This window comes from Paraburkholderia translucens (assembly GCF_020881035.1).
Classification (GTDB): domain Bacteria; phylum Pseudomonadota; class Gammaproteobacteria; order Burkholderiales; family Burkholderiaceae; genus Paraburkholderia; species Paraburkholderia translucens.
This window is the reverse complement of record NZ_JAJITC010000002.1, coordinates 363,166-384,884: the sequence shown is the minus strand read 5'-3', so window position 1 is coordinate 384,884 and position 21,719 is coordinate 363,166. Positions and strand designations below refer to the sequence as shown.

Sequence of the window (21,719 nt, the reverse complement as noted above, 5' to 3'; positions counted from 1 at the left end):
GAGTATGTATGAACCTTCGTCCTTTGCATGATCGCGTGATCGTCAAACGTCTGGATCAGGAAACCAAGACTGCATCGGGCATCGTGATCCCCGAAGCCGCAGCGGAAAAGCCGGATCAAGGCGAAATCCTCGCAGTCGGCCCGGGCAAGCGCGACGACAAGGGCGCAGCTATTGCGCTCGACGTGAAGGTCGGCGACCGCGTCCTGTTCGGCAAGTACGCAGGTCAGACCGTCAAGATCGACGGCAACGAACTGCTCGTCATGCGTGAAGAAGACATCATGGCCGTGGTGCAGAAGTAAGCGCAACGTCGCTACTTCCCCGGTTATATCCAAAGAATTCAAGGAGTTAGAAGATGGCAGCTAAAGACGTCGTATTCGGTGATTCCGCCCGCGCCAAGATGGTCGAAGGCGTGAACATTCTCGCCAACGCCGTGAAGGTCACGCTGGGTCCGAAGGGCCGCAACGTGGTCCTCGAGCGCAGCTTCGGCGGCCCGACGGTCACCAAGGATGGTGTGTCGGTCGCTAAAGAGATCGAACTGAAAGACAAGCTCCAGAACATGGGCGCACAAATGGTCAAGGAAGTCGCTTCCAAGACCAGCGACAACGCAGGCGACGGCACGACGACCGCTACGGTTCTCGCGCAATCGATCGTCCGCGAAGGCATGAAGTACGTCGCATCGGGCATGAACCCGATGGACCTGAAGCGCGGTATCGACAAGGCTGTTGCAGCTGCAATCGAAGAACTGCGCAAGATCAGCAAGCCGTGCACGACCAACAAGGAAATCGCCCAGGTCGGCGCGATCTCGGCGAACAGCGATTCGTCGATCGGCGAGCGCATCGCTGAAGCCATGGACAAGGTCGGCAAGGAAGGCGTGATCACCGTCGAAGACGGCAAGTCGCTGCAAGACGAGCTGGACGTGGTCGAAGGTATGCAATTCGACCGCGGCTACCTGTCGCCGTACTTCATCAACAACCCGGACAAGCAAGTTGCCGTGCTCGAGAACCCGTTCGTGCTGCTGCACGACAAGAAGGTGTCGAACATCCGTGATCTGCTGCCGGTGCTCGAGCAGGTGGCGAAGGCTGGCCGTCCGCTGCTGATCATCGCTGAGGACGTCGAAGGCGAAGCGCTCGCAACGCTGGTCGTCAACAACATCCGCGGCATCCTGAAGACCGTTGCCGTCAAGGCTCCGGGCTTCGGCGATCGTCGTAAGGCGATGCTGGAAGACATCGCGATCCTGACCGGCGGTCAGGTCATCGCTGAAGAAACCGGCCTCACGCTCGAAAAGGCAACGCTAGCTGAACTGGGCCAGGCGAAGCGCATCGAAGTAGGCAAGGAAAACACCACGATCATCGACGGCGCTGGCGAAGCAGCGAACATCGAAGCTCGCGTCAAGCAAGTGCGCAAGCAGATCGAAGAAGCGACCTCGGACTACGATCGTGAGAAGCTGCAAGAACGCGTCGCCAAGCTGGCAGGCGGCGTTGCAGTGATCAAGGTCGGTGCTGCGACCGAAGTCGAAATGAAGGAAAAGAAGGCACGTGTCGAAGACGCACTGCACGCAACGCGCGCGGCTGTGGAAGAAGGCATCGTGGCAGGCGGCGGCGTCGCGCTGATCCGTGCACGTACGGCGATCGCCGGCCTGAAGGGCGCTAACGCCGATCAGGACGCAGGTATCAAGATCGTGCTGCGCGCCATGGAAGAGCCGCTGCGCCAGATCGTCACCAACGGTGGCGAAGAAGCGAGCGTCGTCGTGGCAGCGGTTGCTGCTGGCAAGGGCAACTACGGCTACAACGCGGCGACCGGCGAGTACGTCGACCTGGTCGACGCAGGCGTCGTGGACCCGACGAAGGTGACGCGCACGGCGCTGCAAAACGCAGCTTCGGTTGCTGGCCTGCTGCTGACGACCGACGCAGCTGTCTGCGAACTGCCGAAGGAAGATGCACCGATGCCTGGCGGCATGCCCGGCGGCATGGGCGGCATGGGCATGGACATGTAATTCCGCTCGGGCCTCGTGGTCCGGCCGCGTGGTCATACCATGGTGGCGGGATCGTCGACGAGGCCCGGTTGGAAGTCCATGTAGGGAGTGCGCCGCGAGGCGTGCTTCCAAAACGAAAAAACCCGCGTCAGCGGGTTTTTTCGTTTTGGGCTGGTGTTGACGTCTGCGCCGGCGGGCGCTTCTGGATGACCGTTCAACGAATCAGGCGCCTGCCGCGTGAGCGCTACGACGAACCGGCGTTTCCAGACACTTTTCGCGCAGGTAGTGGAAGATCTGCGCGACGCTTTCGGCGGGGCTCAGCGTTTCCGTGTCGACGTGCAGGTCGGGATCGGTCGGCGCTTCATAGGGCGCGGACACGCCGGTGAACGATCCGATCTCGCCAGACCTCGCTTTCGCGTAAAGACCTTTCGGATCGCGGCTCACGCAGGTGGCGAGCGGGGCGGATAGATAGGTCTCGACGAACTTGTCGGGTCCGATGATCTCGCGCGCCATCGCGCGGTCTTCGCGGATCGGCGAAATCAGCGCGGTAATCACGATCAGGCCGGCGTCGTTCATCAACTGGGCGACGTGCGCGACGCGGCGGATATTTTCGCGGCGGTCGCGGCGCTCGAAACCGAGGTCGCTCGCCAGGCCGTGGCGGATGTTGTCGCCGTCAAGCACATAGCAGGCGTGTCCGAGCGAGATCAGTTGCTCCTCGAGCGCGAACGCGAGCGTCGATTTGCCGGCGCCGGACAGGCCCGTGAGCCAGATCGTGGCCGGCTTCTGGCCGAACATGCGGATGCGATCCTGCACCGCGATGTTGCCCTGGAAGCGCTGCACGAAGTGGGGCGGCTCTTTCATGGATGGTTCTCCTGGCTCTTCTGGCTCATTCGCAGTGCCAGCCTTGCCGCCACGTGCCGGCGTTGTGCAGGCTTTCGGTGGAATTGGCGATGGTAACGCGAAAGCCGTCCGGCATGCCGCCCGGCAGTGCGATGGAAAATCCGCTGCGTGAGCTTGGATAGCCGGCGCTCGCTACGTCGGGCCGCGGGTCGCCGCTGAGTCCGGTCGCGACGATCTGCGTGCCGACCCGGACCTCGAGCGGAACCTGCCGCTCCGGCTCGCTCAGGTTGACGGCCCAGCCGTACACGGCGCCGTCGCGCACCGTGTCGACGAAGCCGTCGAACAGGTCAGCCGGCGGACGCTGCCGGTTTTGCGCGAACTCCAGATAGGCGTTGATCGGCGCGAGATCGAAGCGGCGGATCACGTCATGCACGCGTGCGAGGAATGAGCCGTCGAAGCCAAAAACCGACGAGCTATAGACGTGCGGATTGTCGAGCTGATTTATTTCGGCCTGAATCAAACGGACCAATTCGAGCGCATTCGAAAAGACGCTGCCCGTTTCATTCGCATGATCCTCAACGATTCGATTCGCGTCGCGGAACAGCGCGTAATCAAGGCTATTGTCCTCAATGAACTTTTGTCTCGCTGCTTCGCTTACCTGAGCATGGCCTTTCGGCGCGCCATTGGTGCGATTCGTTTCGAAATAAAACGGCAATTTCATTCCGGTCGAACCGCAGAGCCGCAGTAAGAATTCGCTCATCTCCTCGCAGACGCCGACGGTACTGATCTGTTCGCGCAAATTGATTTGCGCGACGGCGAGGCTCGCTTCGTTGACCGCCGGCTCGCCGCTCAGCATCTGCACGAACAGGTTCCTGCCGCCGAGCGATTCGCTGACCCACTCGTCGAGCGACAGCACGCCCTGCTGCGCCAGAGCCTCCGGCATCGACACGCTGACGCCCCGCGTGACCTCGCCGTTTTTACCGTTCGCCGCATACAGGTAATGCGAAATCTGGCGTGCAAGCGGATCCCGCAGAATCGTGCAGTAGTTGACCGGATGTTTGATTACCCGATGAATGCCATACGGTAGATGGCCACCGCCAACCTGCGTCTCGAGCAGCTTTGCGCGACAGCTTTCCCACCCATCCTGGTCCCAAACAAAGTTAACGAACCGGTCATTACCTTTATTCAGGTCAAAAAACGAAATAACGGTCGAGCCGCCGCACTTCGGTGGATGGATGAAAAAGATCGGGAACGACATGTGGGGACAAATGATTGTTTGTAATGTGCAAAGTCTAGCCGGGCGATGCCATCGGCGTTGTAACGTTTAATTACGCGATAAAACGTCTGGTTACGCGCATGGCGGAAAATTGAATTAAAAAACCCGCTTCGCGCGGGTTTTTCAGTCGATACCGGCGAAAGGCGAGGTCAGTGCCGTGCCTCACCCGGCGCCGCGCCCTTGCCCGGGGCCGGCGGGGTTTCGTCGTCGTCGCTGCTGCGCGCCCAGAAGAAGCGGTCGGGCACGTACGAACCCATGCCGGGCCGGAACGCATTGCGCACAGCCTGATGCAGATATTCCTGGCTTTCGCGCACCGCTTCCGCGGGCTCCTGGCCGTTGGCGAGCAGCGCGGCGATCGCCGCGCCGAGCGTATCGGTGAGGCCCATCAGCCGATGGGGTGCGCGGTCCCACATGTCCTGACGCAACTGGCCGTCCTCGCTGAAGAGGGTGTTGACGAGCCGATGGGTGCCGGTTTCAGTCGACAGAATGTACTCGCAGCCCTGCGACAGCAGATGCGAGATCGCCGCGTCGAGGCTCGGCGCCTCCGCGTCGCCGTCGGGCTGGGCGAGGGCGAGCAGCGTGGTTGCATCGGCGACCAGCAGCGTGGTTTGCGGCGCGAGCAGATCGGCGATCGCTTCGCGCAGTTCGTCGGCGGCGAGCACGTGTTCGTCGTCGAGCGTGAAGTCGGGAGCGAGGATCAGCGGAATGTCGTCGTAATCGGCGACCACTTCGGCGATCGCACTCACCACTTCGGCACGCGTGCACCCCCCGACCTTGAACGCGGCGACCGGCATGTCCTCGAGCAGCATGCGCGCCTGCGTCGCGACGACGTCCGGGTCGAGTCCGGTGACTTCGTCGCAGCTCGCCGAGTCGCGCACTGTATAACCCGTGAGCACGGAAATGCCGTGGCAGCCCATGCTGGCAAGTGTCATCAGGTCCGCCTGCAGGCCGGAGCCGCCGGTGGGATCGGAGAGGCCGAAGGTGAGGACGATCGGAGGCGTGTCGCTGGGCATGAAAATGAATAGAGAAAGCAGGATTCCGGCGCACATGGCGCGATTGGCTCAATTATGCGGCCTAAAGCGCGGCGAGGGCGTTTTTTCGCGCGCCGGGGGCGGCCCGCGGGCGCGCTGGGCCGGCGCGGGATGGCTCTGAGGTGGCGGCGCTATCTCCGCGAGCTTTCCCGAAGGCACCTTGCACGGTCCCGCCGATTTTGCGCCACCGCACGCAGCATCACGCCGCAAGCGGCGCCGGCCGGCGCGCGGGCGCCCCGCGGAAGGCCGATGCACGCTACGATTGCGCGTTTTCGATTGCTAGGCATGGGGGCGGCAACACGGTACCATCATGGCTCCCGTTTCCACGGACTCAACGACGCGACACAAGAATGGAATATCAAAGCTGGATGTGCCTGATTTGCGGCTGGATTTACGACGAAGAAGCCGGCTTGCCGGAGGAAGGCATTGCGCCGGGCACGCGCTGGGAAGACGTTCCCATCAACTGGACGTGCCCGGAGTGCGGAGCGCGCAAGGAAGACTTCGAAATGGTCCAGATCTGAAGCTTGGCAAGCCGCCGGTGCTGGACGGCCGGGTTGTTTGCCTGGCTTGATCGATCGTTCCGGCGTCGCGGTTTCGAGGGTTCGTGCGAGCGGCCGGAAGCTTCGGCCCGACAACCGGAGCCCGGGGTTCGGTCCCGAAAGTCAGCGGCGTCATCCGCCGCGCAACTGCTGCAATCGCTTGAAGCGTCCGGCTCGCCCGGCGCCTGTCTGAGCGCGCCGGCGCGGAGCATCGCCGGGTGCGTCGTGTCGCAACGTAGTCTGTCATTATCCTGTCACCGGTTCGCGTTGGCCGATCGCTGAGCACGCGGCGCGAAGCGGCGGCCCCGTCAGCTTCGTGTCGCCTGCCCATGACTCTTCGATCCGCTGCACCCGTTTCCTTCGATGCACTGCCGAATCCGCGCGGCGGCGCGGTCCGCCCCGCGGAACTGGCGCTCGCCGAGGCGTCGCTCGCGTTCGAGCAGCGCGACGAGAGCGGCGCCGCGCTGCTGCGCGCATCGCACGCGCTGCGCACGGCGGGCTGGCTGAGCGCGCAGCGTTTCGCCGACGCCCTGGTGCGGCTCTCGCCGCTCGCGAGCGGCGAGCCGGCGGAAGCCGAAAACGCGCGGCCGGTGTTCGGCGCGGCGCTGAGCGATTTCCGGGCGGCGCTCGAACGCCACAATCTTCGCGAGCTGAGTTGTTCGCCGACACTGTTCAACCATTACGTCGAACTGTGCTCGCAACTCGCCGAACACACGCCGGGCTCCGCCGTCGCCTTCGAAGACCTCGCGCTGTGCGCGCGGCCGGTGCCACCGGCGTCGCTGCACGCGCAATCGGCCGATCGGCTCGCGCATCTGCGAGCCCGCTACGAGCGTGCCTTGCTGCCGGTGCTGCGCTCGCAGGCCGACACGGGCAGCGCGGCGGCGCTCGCGGTCACGAACGCCGCGCTCGACGAGCTCGACGCCGTATTCACTGAACTCGCCGGCCCCGATCCCTATGATTTCTGGCGGCTCGCGCGAGCCTGCGCGAAGGCGCTGCGCGCGCGCGGTCACGCGATCCACGATACCGACGCGCGGCGTTTCTACGCGCGTTGCAACCTGGCGCTCGCCGATCATGCGCGTGGCATGGAGCGCGCGCCGCGTTCGTTGGTGCGCGCGACGCTCGCGCTGCTGTGGCGCGACTACGCGCTGTTCGGCGCGGCAGCGCAAGACGCCGACCAGGTCGAGGCGCTGCACGATTACGGCTTGACCGTCGACTGGCACGTCGCGGGCACGCAGTCGTCGCAAGCACTGTGGGAGGCGGGCGCGCTCGAGGCGCAGTCGCTGCCGCACACGCGCGATCTCGGCGTGCTGAGCGTCAACGCCAACGCCTACGAAGATTTCCTGCAGACCGCCGACACGTCGATCCAGGCGCTCGCCGCGCATGCCCGCGCGGCCGATCAGCCGGAAAAAACCGATCCGAGCGAAGCGCTGCAGGCGGGCGACGCGGCCTACCGGCTCGGCTCGGCTGCCTGCGCGCTCGGCTTGGGTCACGTGGCGCTGCTCGCGGATGCGCTCGGTCTCGCATGGCGGCGTCGCGCGCATGCGGGCGTCGCGACGCCGGCGGTGCGCGCGCACGTGATCGTCGGCGCGCCTGCGGCCGATACGCTCGAGCAGGCCGCCGAGGCCCTGCGCGCGACGCTGCACAAGGTTGCCGCGGGGGTCGCGCCGGCCGGCGGCAACCTCACCCAGGCGGCGCTCGCCGCGCTCACGCGCGCGATCGAGCACGGCGGCGCTTGAAGCGCTGCCCGGGTCGGTCCGCGCGCGCGACGTGGCGCACGGCTTGCGTGCGCAACGCCTCGACCGACGCGTTCCGAGCACGCTGAAATCCGATGTGACAAGACACCATCCCGCTACCGCGCAACGCGTACCGAGCGCGCCGTTCTACGCGGTGTTTCGGCGTCTGATCACGGCATGGCGCGAGTCGCGCGCGTGATAGAGTGCAACTTGATCCGGCGTCGTTGGCGCGGCACGTCACATGCGTCCCGACCTGCTGCCGTGCTCAAAGCAGCCCGCCATCGCGCATCGTCTTTGCTAAAATCCGAACTATGTCCAAGAGTACCGATCGCATCAATCTGACTAACCAGTTCCTGATCGCCATGCCGAACATGGTCGACCCGACGTTTTCAGGAACGGTGGTCTACCTTTGCGATCACAGCGAGCGCGGCGCGCTCGGCCTCGTGATCAACCGGCCGACCGATATCGACCTGCAAGCGCTCTTCAATCGCATCGATCTAAAGCTCGAGATCGAACCGCTTCTTCACGTTCCCGTGTATTTCGGCGGCCCGGTGCAAACCGAGCGCGGCTTCGTGCTGCACGATCCGCAAGACGGCAGCGCGTACACGTCCTCGATGTCCGTGCCGGGCGGGCTCGAAATGACCACGTCGAAAGACGTGCTCGAAGCCGTTGCGAGCGGCACCGGTCCGGAACGCTTTCTGCTGACGCTGGGCCACGCCGGTTGGGGTGCCGGTCAGCTCGAGGACGAAATCTCGAAAAACGGGTGGCTCACGGTCGAGGCCGATCCGAAGATCGTCTTCGACGTGCCCGCTGAAGATCGCCTGGAAGCGGCGCTCGCGCTGCTCGGTGTCTCGCTGTCGATGCTGTCGGGCGAGGCCGGGCACGCATGAGAGGTCGCGCATGAATCTGCCGGCCGGACGTGAGGCGACGCTGCTTGCGTTCGACTACGGCGTGAAACGCATCGGCGTGGCGGTCGGCAATTCGCTCACGCGCCGCGCGCGGCCGCTCGTTGTCGTCCAGAACCGTAGCAAGGACTACCGCTTCGAAGCGCTCGGCAAGCTGATCGCCGAATGGAAACCCGATGCGCTGGTGGTCGGGCTGCCCATGCATCCCGACGGCACGCCGCACGAACGCACGCAGCTCGCAAAGCGCTTCGGCAACCAGCTCAATGGCCGCTTCAATCTGCCGGTCACGTGGGTCGACGAGCGCTACTCGTCGGTCGAGGCCGAGGCTGAAATCCGCGCCGGCAACGCCCGCGCCGACATGCTCGATGCCGAGGCCGCGAGCATCATCCTCCAGCAATTCCTTGACGGACTATCCGACGATCATGAGTTCCATTGACGCCGAAGCGCTGTATCGCGCGCTGCTCGACCAGCTTCGCGCGGCGTACGGCGAAGCGCTTGCCGCCGCGCCGGACGGTGCGCAAGCGGCGGTGCTGGTCGGTATCCATAGCGGTGGCGCATGGCTCGCCGAGCGGCTCGCGCGCGACTTGAAGCTGGCGAGCTTCGGCGTAGTGAACGTCGCGCTGCATCGCGACGACTACGCGAAGAAAGGGCTGCACGCGCAGGCGAGCCCGACCTCGCTGCCGTTCACGGTCGACGGCCGCCGCATCGTGCTGGTCGACGACGTGCTGTACACCGGCCGCACGATTCGCGCCGCGGTAAACGAGCTGTACGACTATGGCCGGCCGGCATCGGTCGAACTCGCGGTGCTCGCCGATCGCGGCGGGCGCGAGTTGCCGGTGGCGGCGCGCTGCGTCGGCGGCGCGGTCGACGTGCCGGCCGACGCGACGCTCGTGCTGGCCCATGAAGACGACGGCGCGGGCGGCCAGCGGTTTTCTTTTCACATTGAAGCACGCGTTGATTGAGACGCTCGCGAGCGGCGCTCCGATCTCGATCACGTTGCAGTCCGTATTTGAAGCAGGTACATCATGAACACCGCCACCCAAGCTCCGCAGGACTCCTCCGCTAGCGCATCCGAGCGCTTCCGCTACGGCTTCCTGAAAGGCAACCCCCAGCTCACGAAGAACGGCGAGCTCAAACATCTGTTGTCGATCGAGGGGCTGCCGAAGGCCATCGTCAATCACATTCTCGAGACCGCCGACCAGTTCGTCAGCGTGACCGATCGCGAAGTGAAGAAGGTGCCGCTGCTGCGCGGCAAGTCGGTGTTCAACCTGTTCTTCGAAAACTCCACGCGCACGCGCACCACGTTCGAGATCGCGGCCACGCGGCTGTCGGCCGACGTACTGAATCTGAACATCAACGCGTCATCCACGAGCAAGGGCGAATCGCTGCTCGACACGATCAACAACCTGTCGGCGATGCACGCGGATCTGTTCGTCGTGCGGCATGCGTCGAGCGGCGCGCCGTTCCTGATCGCGCAGCACTGCGCGCCGCACGTGCACGTGATCAACGCCGGCGACGGCCGTCACGCGCACCCGACGCAGGGTCTGCTCGACATGTACACGATCCGCCACTACAAGAAGGACTTCACGAAGCTGCGCGTGGCGATCGTCGGCGACATCCTGCATTCGCGCGTCGCGCGCTCGGACATTCATGCGCTGACCACGCTCGGCGTGCCCGAAGTGCGCGCGATCGGCCCGCGCACGCTGCTGCCGGGCGGCCTCGAACAGATGGGCGTGCGTGTGTTCCACAACCTCGACGAAGGTCTCAAGGACGTCGACGTGATCATCATGCTGCGCCTGCAGAACGAACGCATGAGCGGCGCGCTGCTGCCTTCGTCGCAGGAGTACTTCAAGAGCTGGGGGCTCACGCCCGAGCGTCTCGCGCTCGCCGCCCCCGATGCGATCGTGATGCACCCCGGCCCGATGAATCGCGGCGTCGAGATCGATTCGCAGGTCGCGGACGGCCCGCAATCGGTGATCCTGAACCAGGTGACGTTCGGCATCGCGGTGCGCATGGCGGTAATGGGCATCGTCGCGGGCAACAACGACTGATCAGGAAGCCGAAGCATAGGCTGAATCACAGGTTTAACAAAGGCAGCGCATGAAGATTCATATTCAAGGCGGCACGCTGATCGATCCGGCGGCGGGCACCGAAAAGCAGCAGGACATTTTTATCGAGGCGGGCAAGATCGCCGCCCTCGGCAACGCGCCGGCCGGCTTCCAGGCCGAGCGCACGATCGACGCGCGCGGCCTGTCGATCGCGCCGGGTCTCGTCGACCTGTGCGCGCGTCTGCGCGAGCCGGGCTACGAGCACAAGGCGACGCTCAAATCGGAAATGGCCGCGGCGGTCGCGGGCGGTGTGACGAGCCTCGTGTGCCCGCCGGACACCGATCCGACGCTCGACGAACCGGGCCTCGTCGAGATGCTGAGGTTCCGCGCGCGCAATCTGAACCAGGCGCACGTCTATCCGCTCGGCGCGCTGACGGTCGGTCTCAAAGGACAGGTCATCACCGAGATGGTCGAGCTGACCGAGGCGGGCTGCGTCGGCTTTTCGCAGGCCGACACGCCGATCGTCGACACCCAGGTGATGATGCGCGCGCTGCAATACGCGAAGACCTACGGCTTTACCACGTGGCTGCGTCCCGTCGATGCGTACCTCGGCAAGGGCGGCGTCGCCGCGAGTGGCGCGGTGGCGTCGCGGCTCGGTCTGTCGGGCGTGCCGGTGGCGGCCGAAACCATCGCGCTGCATACGATCTTCGAACTCGTGCGCGTGACTGGCGCGCGCGTGCACGTTTCGCATGTGTCGTCGGCGGCGGGCGTGGCGCTCGTGCGCGCGGCGAAGGCCGAAGGCCTGCCGGTGTCGTGCGACGTCACCGTGAACCACTTGCATCTGATCGACCTCGACATCGGCTATTTCGACGCGCAATTCCGGCTCGACCCGCCGCTGCGCCAGCAGCGCGATCGCGAAGCGATCCGCGCGGGCCTCGTCGACGGCACGATCGACGCGATCTGTTCGGCGCATACGCCGGTAGACGACGACGAAAAGCTGCTGCCGTTCGCCGAAGCGACGCCAGGCGCAACCGGCCTCGAGCTGTTCCTTTCGCTGACGGTGAAGTGGGCCGACGAAGCCGGCGTGCCGCTCGCGACCGCGCTCAATCGCATCACGGCGGCGCCGGCTCAGGTGCTGGGTCTCGAAACGGCTGGCCGTGTCGCGCTCGGCGCGGTGGCCGACCTGTGCGTGTTCGATCGCTATGCGCACTGGCACGTCGAGCCGCGCGCGCTGAAGAGCCAGGGGCACAACACCCCGTTCCTCAGCTACGAACTGCCGGCCCAGGTGCGCGCGACCATCGTGTCGGGGCAGATCGCGTACGAGCGGCCCTGAGCGGTATCGTTCCGGTTTAGTCGAGGAGAGCTCCGGTCATGAAGCTCGCGTTACGCAAGGTCCGTCTCATCGCGCATCTTCTGCACGGCATGTGGACCGTCGCGACGCGCTTTCCGAACGCGAGCGCCGAGCGGCGACACGCGCTCAATCGGGCGTGGTCGCTGAAGATGCTGCGTTTGTGCGGCATGCGCCTCGTCGTGCATAACGACGCGGCGCGGCTCGATCACGGCGCGCTCGTCGTCGCCAATCACATCTCATGGATCGACATCTACGTGATCAACGCGTGGCGGCCGACGCCGTTCGTGTCGAAGGCGGAGATCCGTCAATGGCCGGTGGTCGGCTGGCTCGCGCAGCAGCTCGACACAGTGTTCATCCAGCGCGAGAAGCGTAGCGATGCGAAGCGGATCATGCACGAGCTAGCGGATCGGCTGAGCGCGGGCGAGCTGATGTGCGTGTTCCCCGAAGGCACGACCTCGAACGGGCTCGAGTTGCTGCCGTTTCACGCGAACATGTTCCAGGCGGCGGTGTCGGCTGGCGCGCCGGTGCAGCCGGTGTGCATCATGTACGAGGACGCGCAGGGCCGGCAGTCGACGGCGCCCGCGTATATCGATGACGTGTCGTTGTCCGATTCGCTCGACATGCTGCTGCGCGGGGGGCCGCTCACTGCTCACGTGTACGTCGGCGCGCCGCTCGCGGCGGGCACGGACCGGCGTGCGCTCGCGGCGCGGGCGCAGGACGTAGTGGCGGGCGCGCTGCGGGACATGCAGGCTGGCCGGGCCGTTGCAGGGACGGTCGCGCAAGAGGGTGACGTTGCGAATGCGGCGTCGCCGGGTGACGCTGCTGCGGCGGCTGAGCCGCTAATCGAGCCGGTGGATCAGCCGCCAAGCTCGGCCTGAGAGGCGGCGCTGCCGGGCAGCGTCGCCGTCATCCGTTCAATTTCCCCCGCGCGGCACGGCGCACGAATCGCAATCGACCTGCGTCAACGTCCGCTGCGCCGGATCGCGCGCGAGCCGTACCGCCGACAGCTTCTCCCCCCACACGCAGCCCGAGTCGAGGCCGATCAGGTTGTCGCGCATCATCAGGCCGAGCGCGGCCCAATGACCAAACACGACGGTCACGTCCGCGCTCCTGCGCGACGGCACGTCGAACCACGGCATACAGCCGCTCGGCGCCGAGGCGAGCGTGCCGCTGCTCGTGAAATCCATCACGCCATCGGCGGTACAAAAACGCATGCGCGTCAATGCGCTGCACGTGACGCGCAGGCGCTCGATACCCTTGAGGCCCGGGCTCCAGCGGTTCGGCGCGTTGCCGTACAAGCCTGCAAGCGTTTCTTTCCAGCTCGGCGCACGCAGCGCGCGTTGCAGCTCGTCGGCGAGTTCGAGCGTCAGCGTCACATCCCATTGCGGCAGCACACCCGCATGCACCATCAGCATGCCATTGTCGAAATGCGCGAGCGGCCGGTGACGTATCCATTCGATCAGATCGGCGGCGTCGGGCGCGGCGAGGATATCGCCGATCGTGTCGCCTCGTTTCGATTTGCGGATTCCCGCCGACACCGAAAGCAGATGCAGATCGTGATTGCCGAGCACCGGCACCGCGCGTTCGCCGAACGCGATCACGTCGCGCAAAGTATCGAGCGAGTCGGGGCCGCGGTTGATCAGGTCACCGGCGAACCACAGTGGTGTGCCGTCCGGCGGCGCGGCTTTGGCGAGCAATTGCTGAAACGGCCCGCGGCAGCCTTGCAGATCGCCGAAAGCAAGCGGGACGAGGGGAGCGGACGTGCTGGAAGCGTTGGACGAAGTCATTGAGCAAATCAAAGCGGTTCGATGCGCGCGGTATTGCCAGGTGCGTGCCGCGTTGGGCAACGCAGCAAATTAGCGTGACATAATAGCCGCTTTGGGGTTCGGATATCGCGCGATCACGTTGCGGGAGGCGGCCGGAACACTGCCGCAACGGCAACGCAGCAGCACAGCAATGCAGCAAGCATGCATGGACCGCGCGCGATATTGCCATACAACAACAGGATGACTCTCTCGTGAACGAAGCAAGCATGCCGTCTTCCGCGGCGAAGCAGCCATTTCGCACGCTCGTCACTGGTGCGAACGGTTTTACCGGCCGCTATCTGGTCGAGAAGCTCATCGGGCGCGGCCATACCGTGATCGAAGCGGTGTCCGGCCGCGACGAGCCCGACACGCCGACCCGCGTCAAGCTCGACATCACGTCGCCGGATGGATGGCGGCGCGTGCTCGAAACCGTGCGGCCCGATTACATCGTGCATCTGGCCGCAATCAGCTTCGTGGGTCACGATGATCCGCTCGACTTCTATCGCGTCAACGTGATCGGCACGCTGAACCTGCTCGAAGCCTGCGTCGCGGTCGGTCATGTGCCGCGCAAGCTGCTGATCGCAAGCAGCGCGAACGTGTACGGCAACGTCAGCAGCGCCGCGATCGACGAGAGCTTCCCGCTCACGCCGGTCAATCATTACGCGGCCAGCAAAGCGGCGATGGAAACGCTGGTGCGCACATGGTTCGATCGCCTGCCGATCCTGATCGTGCGGCCCTTCAACTACACCGGCCGCGGCCAGGCGGTGAACTTCCTCGTGCCGAAGATCGTGAGCCATTTCGCGCGGCGCGCGGCGTCGATCGAGCTTGGCAATATCGACATCGCGCGCGACTTCTCGGACGTGCGTTATGTGGCGAGCGTGTACGAGGCGCTGCTCGAGTCCGACGTCGCGGCCGAAATCGTCAACGTCTGCACCGGCACACCTTATTCGTTGCGCGAAATCCTCACGAGCGCGAGCGAGCAGACCGGACACGAGATCGAAGTCCAGGTCAATCCAGCCTTCGTCCGGCAAACGGACGTCAAGATGCTCGCCGGTTCGCCCGCGAAATTGCACTCGCTGGTGCCGGCGGTCGAACCGATTCCCTTCATCGACACGCTGCGCTGGATGCTCGCGGCCTGAGCGCGCTCGCGCAAGTGCCTTACGGTCAGCTCTAAAGCGTCGTGAAGGGTCGCGTTTGCGGCCTTTCGTGACGCTTTCGACGTTCGTCTTTTCCGTTTCCCACTCTTTGCGCGCCGCGCTGCGCACTGTGCGGCGGACCGTCTTGGGAGCGTCAAAATCCGCGTAACCGCACCGAAAGGCTCCCTTCTTCGCATATCAGCGGCAACGAATTTTATCAAGCTGTTTCAAGTTGTTAGGGTTCTAGTTTTTGCACCGCTCGGCTTTATAATTAGGGCTTCATAAAATTGGCGTTTGAGTGTTCGCTCTCGGCGCGAACGCGATGGGCGGCTAGAGAAACGGGCACCACCATGCGGGTAAACAGGCTGCACGCTTCGCTGCCTGTCACTAACATCGACAAGGGAATTACATGATCCTGGTAACAGGCGGTGCCGGCTTCATTGGCGCCAATTTCGTGCTCGACTGGTTCGACGCGTCGGACGAACCCGTTCTCAACGTAGACAAGCTGACCTACGCCGGCAACCTGGGCACGCTGAAGTCGCTACAGGGCAATTCCAGACACATTTTCGCGCGCGTCGACATCTGCGATCGCGCCGCGCTCGACGCGCTGCTGGTCGAACACAAGCCGCGCGCCGTGTTGCATTTCGCGGCTGAGAGCCATGTGGATCGCTCGATTCACGGCCCGGCCGATTTCGTGCAGACCAACGTGGTCGGCACCTTCACGCTGCTCGAAGCCACCCGCAGTTACTGGAACACGCTGGGCCAGGCGGAGCGCGCCGCATTCCGCTTCCTGCACGTGTCGACCGATGAAGTGTTCGGCTCGCTGTCCGCCACCGATCCGCAGTTCTCCGAAACGACGCCCTACGCGCCGAATAGCCCGTATTCGGCGACCAAGGCGGGTTCGGATCACCTCGTGCGCGCCTACCATCACACGTATGGCCTGCCGGTGCTGACCACCAACTGCTCGAACAACTACGGCCCCTACCAGTTCCCCGAAAAGCTGATCCCGCTGATGATTGCCAATGCGCTCGGCGGCAAGCCGCTGCCGGTATATGGCGACGGCCAGAACGTGCGCGACTGGCTATACGTGGGCGATCATTGCAGCGCGATCCGCGAAGTGCTCGCGCGCGGCACGCCGGGCGAGACGTACAACGTCGGCGGCTGGAACGAGAAGAAGAATCTCGAGGTCGTGCACACGCTGTGCGATCTGCTCGACACGCTGCGTCCGGAGGCGGCCGGCTCGTATCGCGACCAGATCACCTATGTGACCGATCGTCCGGGTCACGACCGCCGTTATGCGATCGACGCCCGCAAGCTCGAGCGTGAACTGGGCTGGAAGCCGGCGGAAACATTCGAGACGGGTCTCGCCAAAACGGTCCAGTGGTATCTCGACAACCAGCAATGGGTCGACGAAGTCGCTTCGGGCGAATACCGGAAGTGGGTTGAGACCAACTACGCGCAGCGCGCGTAAAGGCACGGCAATGGCGCGCAAAGGCATTATTCTCGCGGGCGGCTCGGGCACCCGCCTGTATCCGATCACGCACGTCGTCTCCAAGCAACTGCTGCCGGTGTACGACAAGCCGATGATCTACTACCCGCTGTCCACGCTGATGGTGGCGGGCATTCGCGACGTGCTGATCATCTCCACGCCGCAGGACACGCCGCGCTTCGAAGCCATGCTCGGCGACGGCAGCCAGTGGGGCATGAATATCCAGTACGCGGTGCAGCCGTCGCCGGATGGGCTCGCGCAGGCGTTCATCATCGGCCGCGAGTTCGTGAAGAACGACCCGTCGGCGCTGATTCTGGGCGACAACATCTTCTACGGTCACGATCTCGCCAAGCAGCTCGAACGCGCGAACGATCAGATCGAAGGCGCCACTGTCTTCGCCTATCACGTGCAGGACCCGGAGCGCTACGGCGTGGTCGAATTCGACCAGCAGTTCCGCGCCTTGTCGATCGAAGAGAAGCCGGACAAGCCGCGTTCGAATTATGCGGTCACGGGTCTGTACTTCTACGACAAGCAGGTCTGCGATATCGCCGCCGATATCAAGCCGTCGCCGCGCGGCGAACTCGAAATCACCGACGTGAACTCGCACTATCTCGCGAACGCCGCGCTCACCGTCGAGATCATGGGCCGCGGCTATGCGTGGCTGGACACCGGCACGCACGATTCGCTGATCGAAGCCGCGACCTTCATCGCGACGCTGCAGAAGCGCCAGGGTCTGGTGGTCGCGTGTCCGGAAGAGATCGCGTACCGGCGTCAGTGGATCGACGGCGAGCAGTTGCTCGCGCTCGCCAAGCCGCTCGCCAAGAATGCCTACGGGCAGTACCTGCAAAACATTCTCACGGATCAAGTCGCATGGCCATCCAGGTAACCGCAACCGCGCTGCCCGAAGTCAAGATCATCGAGCCGAAGGTGTTCGGTGACGCGCGCGGCTTCTTCTTCGAGAGCTTCAATGCGCTCGAATTCGCCGAGAAGGTCGAGGCGGGCGTCGAGTTCGTGCAGGACAATCATTCGCGTTCGGCGAAGGGCGTGCTGCGCGGTCTGCACTATCAGATCCAGCATGCGCAGGGCAAGCTCGTGCGCGTGGTCGAGGGCGAGGTGTTCGACGTGGCTGTCGACATCCGCAGGAGTTCGCCGAACTTCGGCAAGTGGGTCGGCGTGACGCTGTCGGTCGAGAACCATCGGCAGCTGTGGGTGCCGCCCGGTTTCGCACACGGCTTCGTCGTGCTGTCGGAGTCGGCGCAGTTCCTCTACAAGACCACGGATTACTGGTTTCCCGAGCACGAGCGCAGCATCATCTGGAACGATCCGGCGATCGGCATTGAATGGCCGATTGACTTCGAGCCGCTGCTCGCGGCCAAAGATGCGGCGGGCAAGCGCTTGGCCGACGCCGAAGTCTTCGCATAAGAGAATCGCATGAGCGCACACGACGCGAAACGGACCATCCTCGTCACCGGCGTCAATGGCCAGGTCGGCTATGAGCTTGCGCGCACGCTGCAAGGGCTCGGCAATGTGGTCGCGGTCGACCGCTCGCGGCTCGATCTGTCGAATCTCGATCAGATTCGCGCGGTGGTGCGCGAGTTGCGTCCCGCGTTGATCGTCAATCCGGCCGCTTACACAGCGGTCGATAAGGCCGAAGAAGAGCGCGAGCTCGCGATGCGCGTGAACGGCGAAGCGCCGGGCGTGCTCGCCGAGGAAGCGAAAAAGCTCGGCGCCGCGCTGATCCACTATTCGACCGACTACGTGTTCAACGGCACGAAAGAAGGCGCGTACGTCGAGGACGATCCGACCGATCCGCAGAACGTGTACGGCCGCAGCAAGCTCGCGGGCGAGCTGGCGATCGCGGCAACCGGCGTCGATCACCTCGTGTTGCGCACGAGCTGGGTGTACGGCACGCGCGGCAAGAACTTTCTGCTGACCATGCTGCGTCTCGGCGCCGACCGCCCCGAGCTGAAGGTGGTGGCCGACCAGTTCGGCGCGCCCACCTGGTGCAACACCATCGCGACGCTGACCGCGCATGTCTGCGCGCAGTCCTTCGCCGCCGAAGACGGCGCGAAGTGGTGGAGCGAGCGCTCGGGCGTCTATCACCTGTGCGCGGGCGACTCGACGTCGTGGCACGGCTTCGCGTCGGCGATCTTCGAGCTTGCGGATTTACCGAATCGGCCGAACACGCTGCCGATTCCCGCCGCGGAGTATCCGACGCCGGCCAGGCGCCCAGCCAATTCCAGAATGTCGAACGAGAAGCTGGCGCGCGTGTTCGGACTCGCCGCGCCGCATTGGCGCGACGCGCTGAAGCTGTGTTTGACGGACGGTTTTCCAAAGTCCCCGGCGGCGCGCGCCTGAGGTTTGCAAACCCGTGGGCGTTCAAGCGCCGACGGTCCCTGACAATGATGAAAGGGGGCGGCGGTAGAATGTGGCACGACGTGAAGGCGTGCCAGGCGCCGATTCACCGGTCCATGCGCCGTGAATTGCAAACGTGTGCGTCAACCATGCACCAGCCAGTACGGCCGGGTAATAACTACGGTACTGAGAGGGAGCTGTGAGTTTGTTACCGATCATTCTGTGCGGCGGAGCGGGATCGCGGCTCTGGCCGGTCTCGCGCGAATCGCACCCGAAGCCTTTCATCCGTCTCGCGGACGGCGAAAGCCTGCTGCAGAAAGCCTTCCTGCGCGCGGTCGCGTTGCCCGGCGTGAAGGAAGTGCTGACGGTAACCAACCGTGAGCTGTTCTTCAAGACCGAAGACGATTTCCGCGAGGTGAACCGCAAGAACATCGCGACTTCGTTCATTCTCGAACCGTTCGGCCGCAACACGGCCGCGGCGGTCGCCACGGCGGCCTTGCACACGGCGAAGGCGCACGGCCAAGACACGGTGATGCTGGTGCTCGCCGCCGACCACCTGATCGCCGATCAAACCGCGTTCGCGGCAGCGGTGGCGCGTGCGCAGACGCTTGCGCAGGCCGGCAATGTGGTCACCTTCGGCATGCATCCGGACACGCCCGAAACCGGCTACGGCTATATCGAAGCCGATGGAGAGCGGGTCGTGAGCTTCATCGAGAAACCGTCGTTGGAGAAGGCCCGCGAGTATCTGGCGTCGGGCAAGTTCGTGTGGAATTCGGGCATGTTCTGCTTCACCGCCGGCACGATCCTCAAGGAGATGCGCGAGCACTGTCCGGACATTCTCGATGCCGCGGCCGAATGCATGGACAAGTCTCCGTCCGCCGCGGGCAAGACCGGCGCGCAGGTGCGTCTCGAGCCGGGCTGCTTCGGCGCGGTGCCGGAGTTGTCGTTCGACTACGCGGTGATGGAGAAGTGCGAGCACGCGGCGGTCGTGTGCTGCGACCTCGGCTGGACCGACGTCGGGTCGTGGACCGCGCTGTCCGATCTGTCGCCCGCCGATGCGAGCGGCAACCGCGTCGAAGGCGAGGCGCTGCTCGTCGACGTGAAGAACTCGTATCTGCGCAGCGGCGGGCGCCTGATCGGCGCGGTCGGCGTCGACAACCTGATCGTGATCGACACGCCCGACGCGCTGCTCGTCGCGCACAAGGATCGCGCGCAGGACGTGAAGCAGATTTTTACGGAGCTGAAGTCGCGCGGCCACGAGACGTACAAGGTGCATCGCACCGTGCATCGGCCGTGGGGCACGTACTCGGTGCTCGAAGAGGGGCCGCGCTTCAAGATCAAGCGCATCGAGGTGAAGCCGGGCGCGAGCCTGAGCCTGCAGATGCACCATCACCGCAACGAGCATTGGGTCGTGGTGAGCGGCATGGCCAAGGTCGTCAACGGCGAGAGGGAGTTCTTCGTGTCGACCAACGAGTCGACCTACATCCCGGCGGGTCACAGACATCGCCTTGAAAATCCGGGCGTCATCGAGCTCGTGATGATCGAGGTGCAAAGCGGCGAATATCTGGGCGAAGACGACATCGTTCGCTACGAAGACATTTACGGACGTACTTGAGATGGATATCAGCTATATCAACCACTCGGAAGACCTGACACGTCACAACGAGCGCGACGACCTGCTGGTCGGCATGAAGGCGGTGCGGGTTTGGGGCACGCTCGGCTGGCACGACATCCGCCAGCGGTATCGCCGCTCGGTGCTCGGGCCGTTCTGGTTCACGCTCAGCACGATCATCATGGTGGTCGTGCTCGGCGCGTTGTATTCCACGCTGCTGCACCAGGAAATCTCCGACTATCTTCCGTTTCTGGCGGTCGGTCTCGTCGTGTGGGCGTATCTGGCGTCGGTTGCCAACGAGGGCTGCATGGCCTTTATCGGCTCGGCCTATCTGATCAAGCAGATCAGGTTGCCGCTTACCGTGCATGTGTGCCGCATCGCCTGGCGCAACTTCGTGATTTTGCTGCATAGCCTGCCGGTCGTCGTCGTGCTGCTGCTCATCTTCGGTCACTGGCCGGGCTGGGAAATCGTGCTGGTGCCGTTCGCGCTCGTGATCCTGCTGCTCCACGGCGTATGGCTCGGCACCACGCTCGGTGTGCTGTGCGCGCGCTTTCGCGACATTCCGCCGATCGTCACGAACCTGATCCAGGTCGTGTTCTTCTTCACGCCGGTCATGTGGGCGCCGGAAATCCTGAAGGACCGCGCGTGGGTCGCCGAATACAACCCGCTCTATCACCTGATCGAAACGGTGCGCGCGCCGCTCACCGGCCGCCCGACTCACTGGGAGTCGTGGGCGTGGTCGATTGGTCTGCTTATCGTCGGCTTCGCGTTCGCGCAGATCCTGATGAAGCGTTTCCGTAATCGCGTTCCTTACTGGCTTTGATATTGTGAGTTCTTCATCGATTGTCGCTCGTAACATCTCCGTCGAATTTCCGATTTACGAGAACTCGCATCGCTCGCTCAAGAAGGCGGTGCTCAATCTCACGACGGGCGGCCGCATCGGCCATGACGCGGGACGCCATGCGATCGTCCGCGCGATCGACGACCTCAGCTTCACGTTCGGCGAAGGCGAGCGCATCGGCCTGATCGGCCACAACGGCTCGGGCAAGACGACGCTTTTGCGCACGCTGTCGGGCGTCTATGCGCCGGTGCGCGGCGAGTTGAAGGTGCAGGGCAAGATCGCGTCGCTGCTCGACGTGTCGATGGGCCTCGATCCCGACGCGACCGGCTTCGAAAACATCTACCTGCGCGGCATTCTCGACGGGCTGAAGCCCGCGCGCATTCGCAGCAAGATCGACGAGATCGCCGAATTCAGCGAGCTCGGCGACTACCTGAACCTGCCGGTGCGCACCTATTCGAGCGGGATGATGCTGCGCCTCGCGTTCGCGATCTCGACGAGCGTCGAAGCCGACATCCTGATCATGGACGAGTGGCTGAGCGTTGGCGACGCCGAGTTCAGCGTGAAGGCGGCCGAGCGTCTGGAAGGCCTCGTCGGCAAGGCGGCGCTGCTGGTGGTGGCGTCGCACGATCCGAAGCTGGTCGCGCGCGTGTGCACCCGCAAGATCTCGATGGAGCACGGCAAGATGGTGGCCGACGAAGCCGTGCTGCCGCCGGAAAAATCCGACGAGCCGCTCATCAGCCACGCCGCGCAGGTGCCGCACTGAGCACGCGAGCGCGCGGCCGGCTC

The 21,719-nt window shown here is 64.4% G+C and carries 22 protein-coding genes; 18 read left to right on the top strand and 4 right to left on the bottom strand.

What is annotated here, in order from left to right:
- Positions 1-8 precede the first annotated feature (8 nt).
- A complete protein-coding gene (groES, locus tag LJ655_RS04980) occupies positions 9-299 on the top strand; it encodes a co-chaperone GroES (RefSeq protein ID WP_230560141.1) in 291 nt (96 codons plus the stop codon).
- Positions 300-352: 53 nt separating this feature from the next.
- Positions 353-1,993: a chaperonin GroEL gene (groL, locus tag LJ655_RS04975; RefSeq protein ID WP_230560140.1), complete on the top strand. Its 1,641-nt coding sequence runs from the start codon at positions 353-355 to the stop codon at positions 1,991-1,993.
- 201 nt (positions 1,994-2,194) lie between these two features.
- Here groL and cysC read toward each other — a convergent pair whose 3' ends face one another.
- From cysC to LJ655_RS04960, 3 genes are all read right to left on the bottom strand, one after another.
- Entirely contained in the window at positions 2,195-2,833 is a 639-nt protein-coding gene (cysC, locus tag LJ655_RS04970) for an adenylyl-sulfate kinase (RefSeq protein WP_230560139.1), read from the bottom strand.
- Positions 2,834-2,858: 25 nt separating this feature from the next.
- Positions 2,859-4,070: a chondroitin 4-O-sulfotransferase gene (locus LJ655_RS04965; protein WP_230560138.1), complete on the bottom strand. Its 1,212-nt coding sequence runs from the start codon at positions 4,068-4,070 to the stop codon at positions 2,859-2,861.
- A gap of 167 nt (positions 4,071-4,237) precedes the next feature.
- Positions 4,238-5,101, bottom strand: coding sequence for a hydroxymethylpyrimidine/phosphomethylpyrimidine kinase (locus LJ655_RS04960; protein WP_230560273.1), 864 nt, complete (start codon positions 5,099-5,101; stop codon positions 4,238-4,240).
- 368 nt (positions 5,102-5,469) lie between these two features.
- Between LJ655_RS04960 and LJ655_RS04955 the strand changes: the two genes are divergently transcribed.
- The 8 genes from LJ655_RS04955 (at position 5,470) to LJ655_RS04920 (ending at position 12,573) form a co-directional block, all read left to right on the top strand.
- Entirely contained in the window at positions 5,470-5,640 is a 171-nt protein-coding gene (locus LJ655_RS04955; RefSeq protein WP_007178992.1) for a rubredoxin, read from the top strand.
- Positions 5,641-5,987: 347 nt separating this feature from the next.
- Complete coding sequence (locus LJ655_RS04950; protein ID WP_230560137.1) at positions 5,988-7,394, top strand: FimL-related protein; 1,407 nt, start codon at positions 5,988-5,990, stop codon at positions 7,392-7,394.
- Positions 7,395-7,702: 308 nt separating this feature from the next.
- On the top strand, positions 7,703-8,281 hold the full coding sequence (locus tag LJ655_RS04945) for a YqgE/AlgH family protein (protein WP_230560136.1): 579 nt from the start codon (positions 7,703-7,705) through the stop codon (positions 8,279-8,281).
- Between the two features lie 10 nt (positions 8,282-8,291).
- Entirely contained in the window at positions 8,292-8,732 is a 441-nt protein-coding gene (ruvX, locus tag LJ655_RS04940; RefSeq protein WP_230560135.1) for a Holliday junction resolvase RuvX, read from the top strand.
- Positions 8,719-9,258: a bifunctional pyr operon transcriptional regulator/uracil phosphoribosyltransferase PyrR gene (pyrR, locus tag LJ655_RS04935; RefSeq protein WP_230560134.1), complete on the top strand. Its 540-nt coding sequence runs from the start codon at positions 8,719-8,721 to the stop codon at positions 9,256-9,258. The genes ruvX and pyrR overlap by 14 nt, the downstream gene beginning before the upstream one ends.
- A gap of 63 nt (positions 9,259-9,321) precedes the next feature.
- Positions 9,322-10,347 (top strand): aspartate carbamoyltransferase catalytic subunit, encoded by a 1,026-nt coding sequence (locus LJ655_RS04930; protein WP_008920711.1) that lies wholly within the window; start codon positions 9,322-9,324, stop codon positions 10,345-10,347.
- Between the two features lie 49 nt (positions 10,348-10,396).
- Entirely contained in the window at positions 10,397-11,677 is a 1,281-nt protein-coding gene (locus LJ655_RS04925; protein WP_230560133.1) for a dihydroorotase, read from the top strand.
- A 38-nt stretch (positions 11,678-11,715) separates the two neighbouring features.
- Entirely contained in the window at positions 11,716-12,573 is an 858-nt protein-coding gene (locus LJ655_RS04920; RefSeq protein ID WP_230560132.1) for a lysophospholipid acyltransferase family protein, read from the top strand.
- Between the two features lie 36 nt (positions 12,574-12,609).
- On the opposite strand, the gene LJ655_RS04915 is transcribed toward LJ655_RS04920, so the two are convergent.
- Positions 12,610-13,482, bottom strand: a complete 873-nt coding sequence (locus LJ655_RS04915; protein ID WP_230560131.1) for a symmetrical bis(5'-nucleosyl)-tetraphosphatase — start codon at positions 13,480-13,482, stop codon at positions 12,610-12,612.
- 245 nt (positions 13,483-13,727) lie between these two features.
- On the opposite strand from LJ655_RS04915, the gene LJ655_RS04910 reads away from it, so the two are divergent.
- The 8 genes from LJ655_RS04910 to LJ655_RS04875 all read left to right on the top strand — a co-directional run bounded on the left by LJ655_RS04910 (position 13,728) and on the right by LJ655_RS04875 (position 21,696).
- Positions 13,728-14,639 carry a GDP-mannose 4,6-dehydratase gene (locus LJ655_RS04910; RefSeq protein ID WP_230560272.1) on the top strand — a complete coding sequence of 304 codons (912 nt, stop codon included), beginning with the start codon at positions 13,728-13,730 and terminating at the stop codon, positions 14,637-14,639.
- A gap of 406 nt (positions 14,640-15,045) precedes the next feature.
- A complete protein-coding gene (gene rfbB / locus LJ655_RS04905; RefSeq protein ID WP_230560130.1) occupies positions 15,046-16,107 on the top strand; it encodes a dTDP-glucose 4,6-dehydratase in 1,062 nt (353 codons plus the stop codon).
- 10 nt (positions 16,108-16,117) lie between these two features.
- On the top strand, positions 16,118-17,011 hold the full coding sequence (rfbA, locus tag LJ655_RS04900) for a glucose-1-phosphate thymidylyltransferase RfbA (protein ID WP_230560129.1): 894 nt from the start codon (positions 16,118-16,120) through the stop codon (positions 17,009-17,011).
- Positions 16,996-17,547 carry a dTDP-4-dehydrorhamnose 3,5-epimerase gene (gene rfbC / locus LJ655_RS04895; protein ID WP_230560128.1) on the top strand — a complete coding sequence of 184 codons (552 nt, stop codon included), beginning with the start codon at positions 16,996-16,998 and terminating at the stop codon, positions 17,545-17,547. The genes rfbA and rfbC overlap by 16 nt, the downstream gene beginning before the upstream one ends.
- A 9-nt stretch (positions 17,548-17,556) precedes the next feature.
- A complete protein-coding gene (gene rfbD / locus LJ655_RS04890; protein ID WP_230560127.1) occupies positions 17,557-18,483 on the top strand; it encodes a dTDP-4-dehydrorhamnose reductase in 927 nt (308 codons plus the stop codon).
- Positions 18,484-18,679: 196 nt separating this feature from the next.
- Entirely contained in the window at positions 18,680-20,095 is a 1,416-nt protein-coding gene (locus LJ655_RS04885; protein WP_230560126.1) for a mannose-1-phosphate guanylyltransferase/mannose-6-phosphate isomerase, read from the top strand.
- 1 nt (position 20,096) lies between these two features.
- On the top strand, positions 20,097-20,915 hold the full coding sequence (locus tag LJ655_RS04880) for an ABC transporter permease (RefSeq protein WP_230560125.1): 819 nt from the start codon (positions 20,097-20,099) through the stop codon (positions 20,913-20,915).
- Between the two features lie 4 nt (positions 20,916-20,919).
- Entirely contained in the window at positions 20,920-21,696 is a 777-nt protein-coding gene (locus LJ655_RS04875) for an ABC transporter ATP-binding protein (RefSeq protein ID WP_230560124.1), read from the top strand.
- Positions 21,697-21,719: the final 23 nt, after the last annotated feature.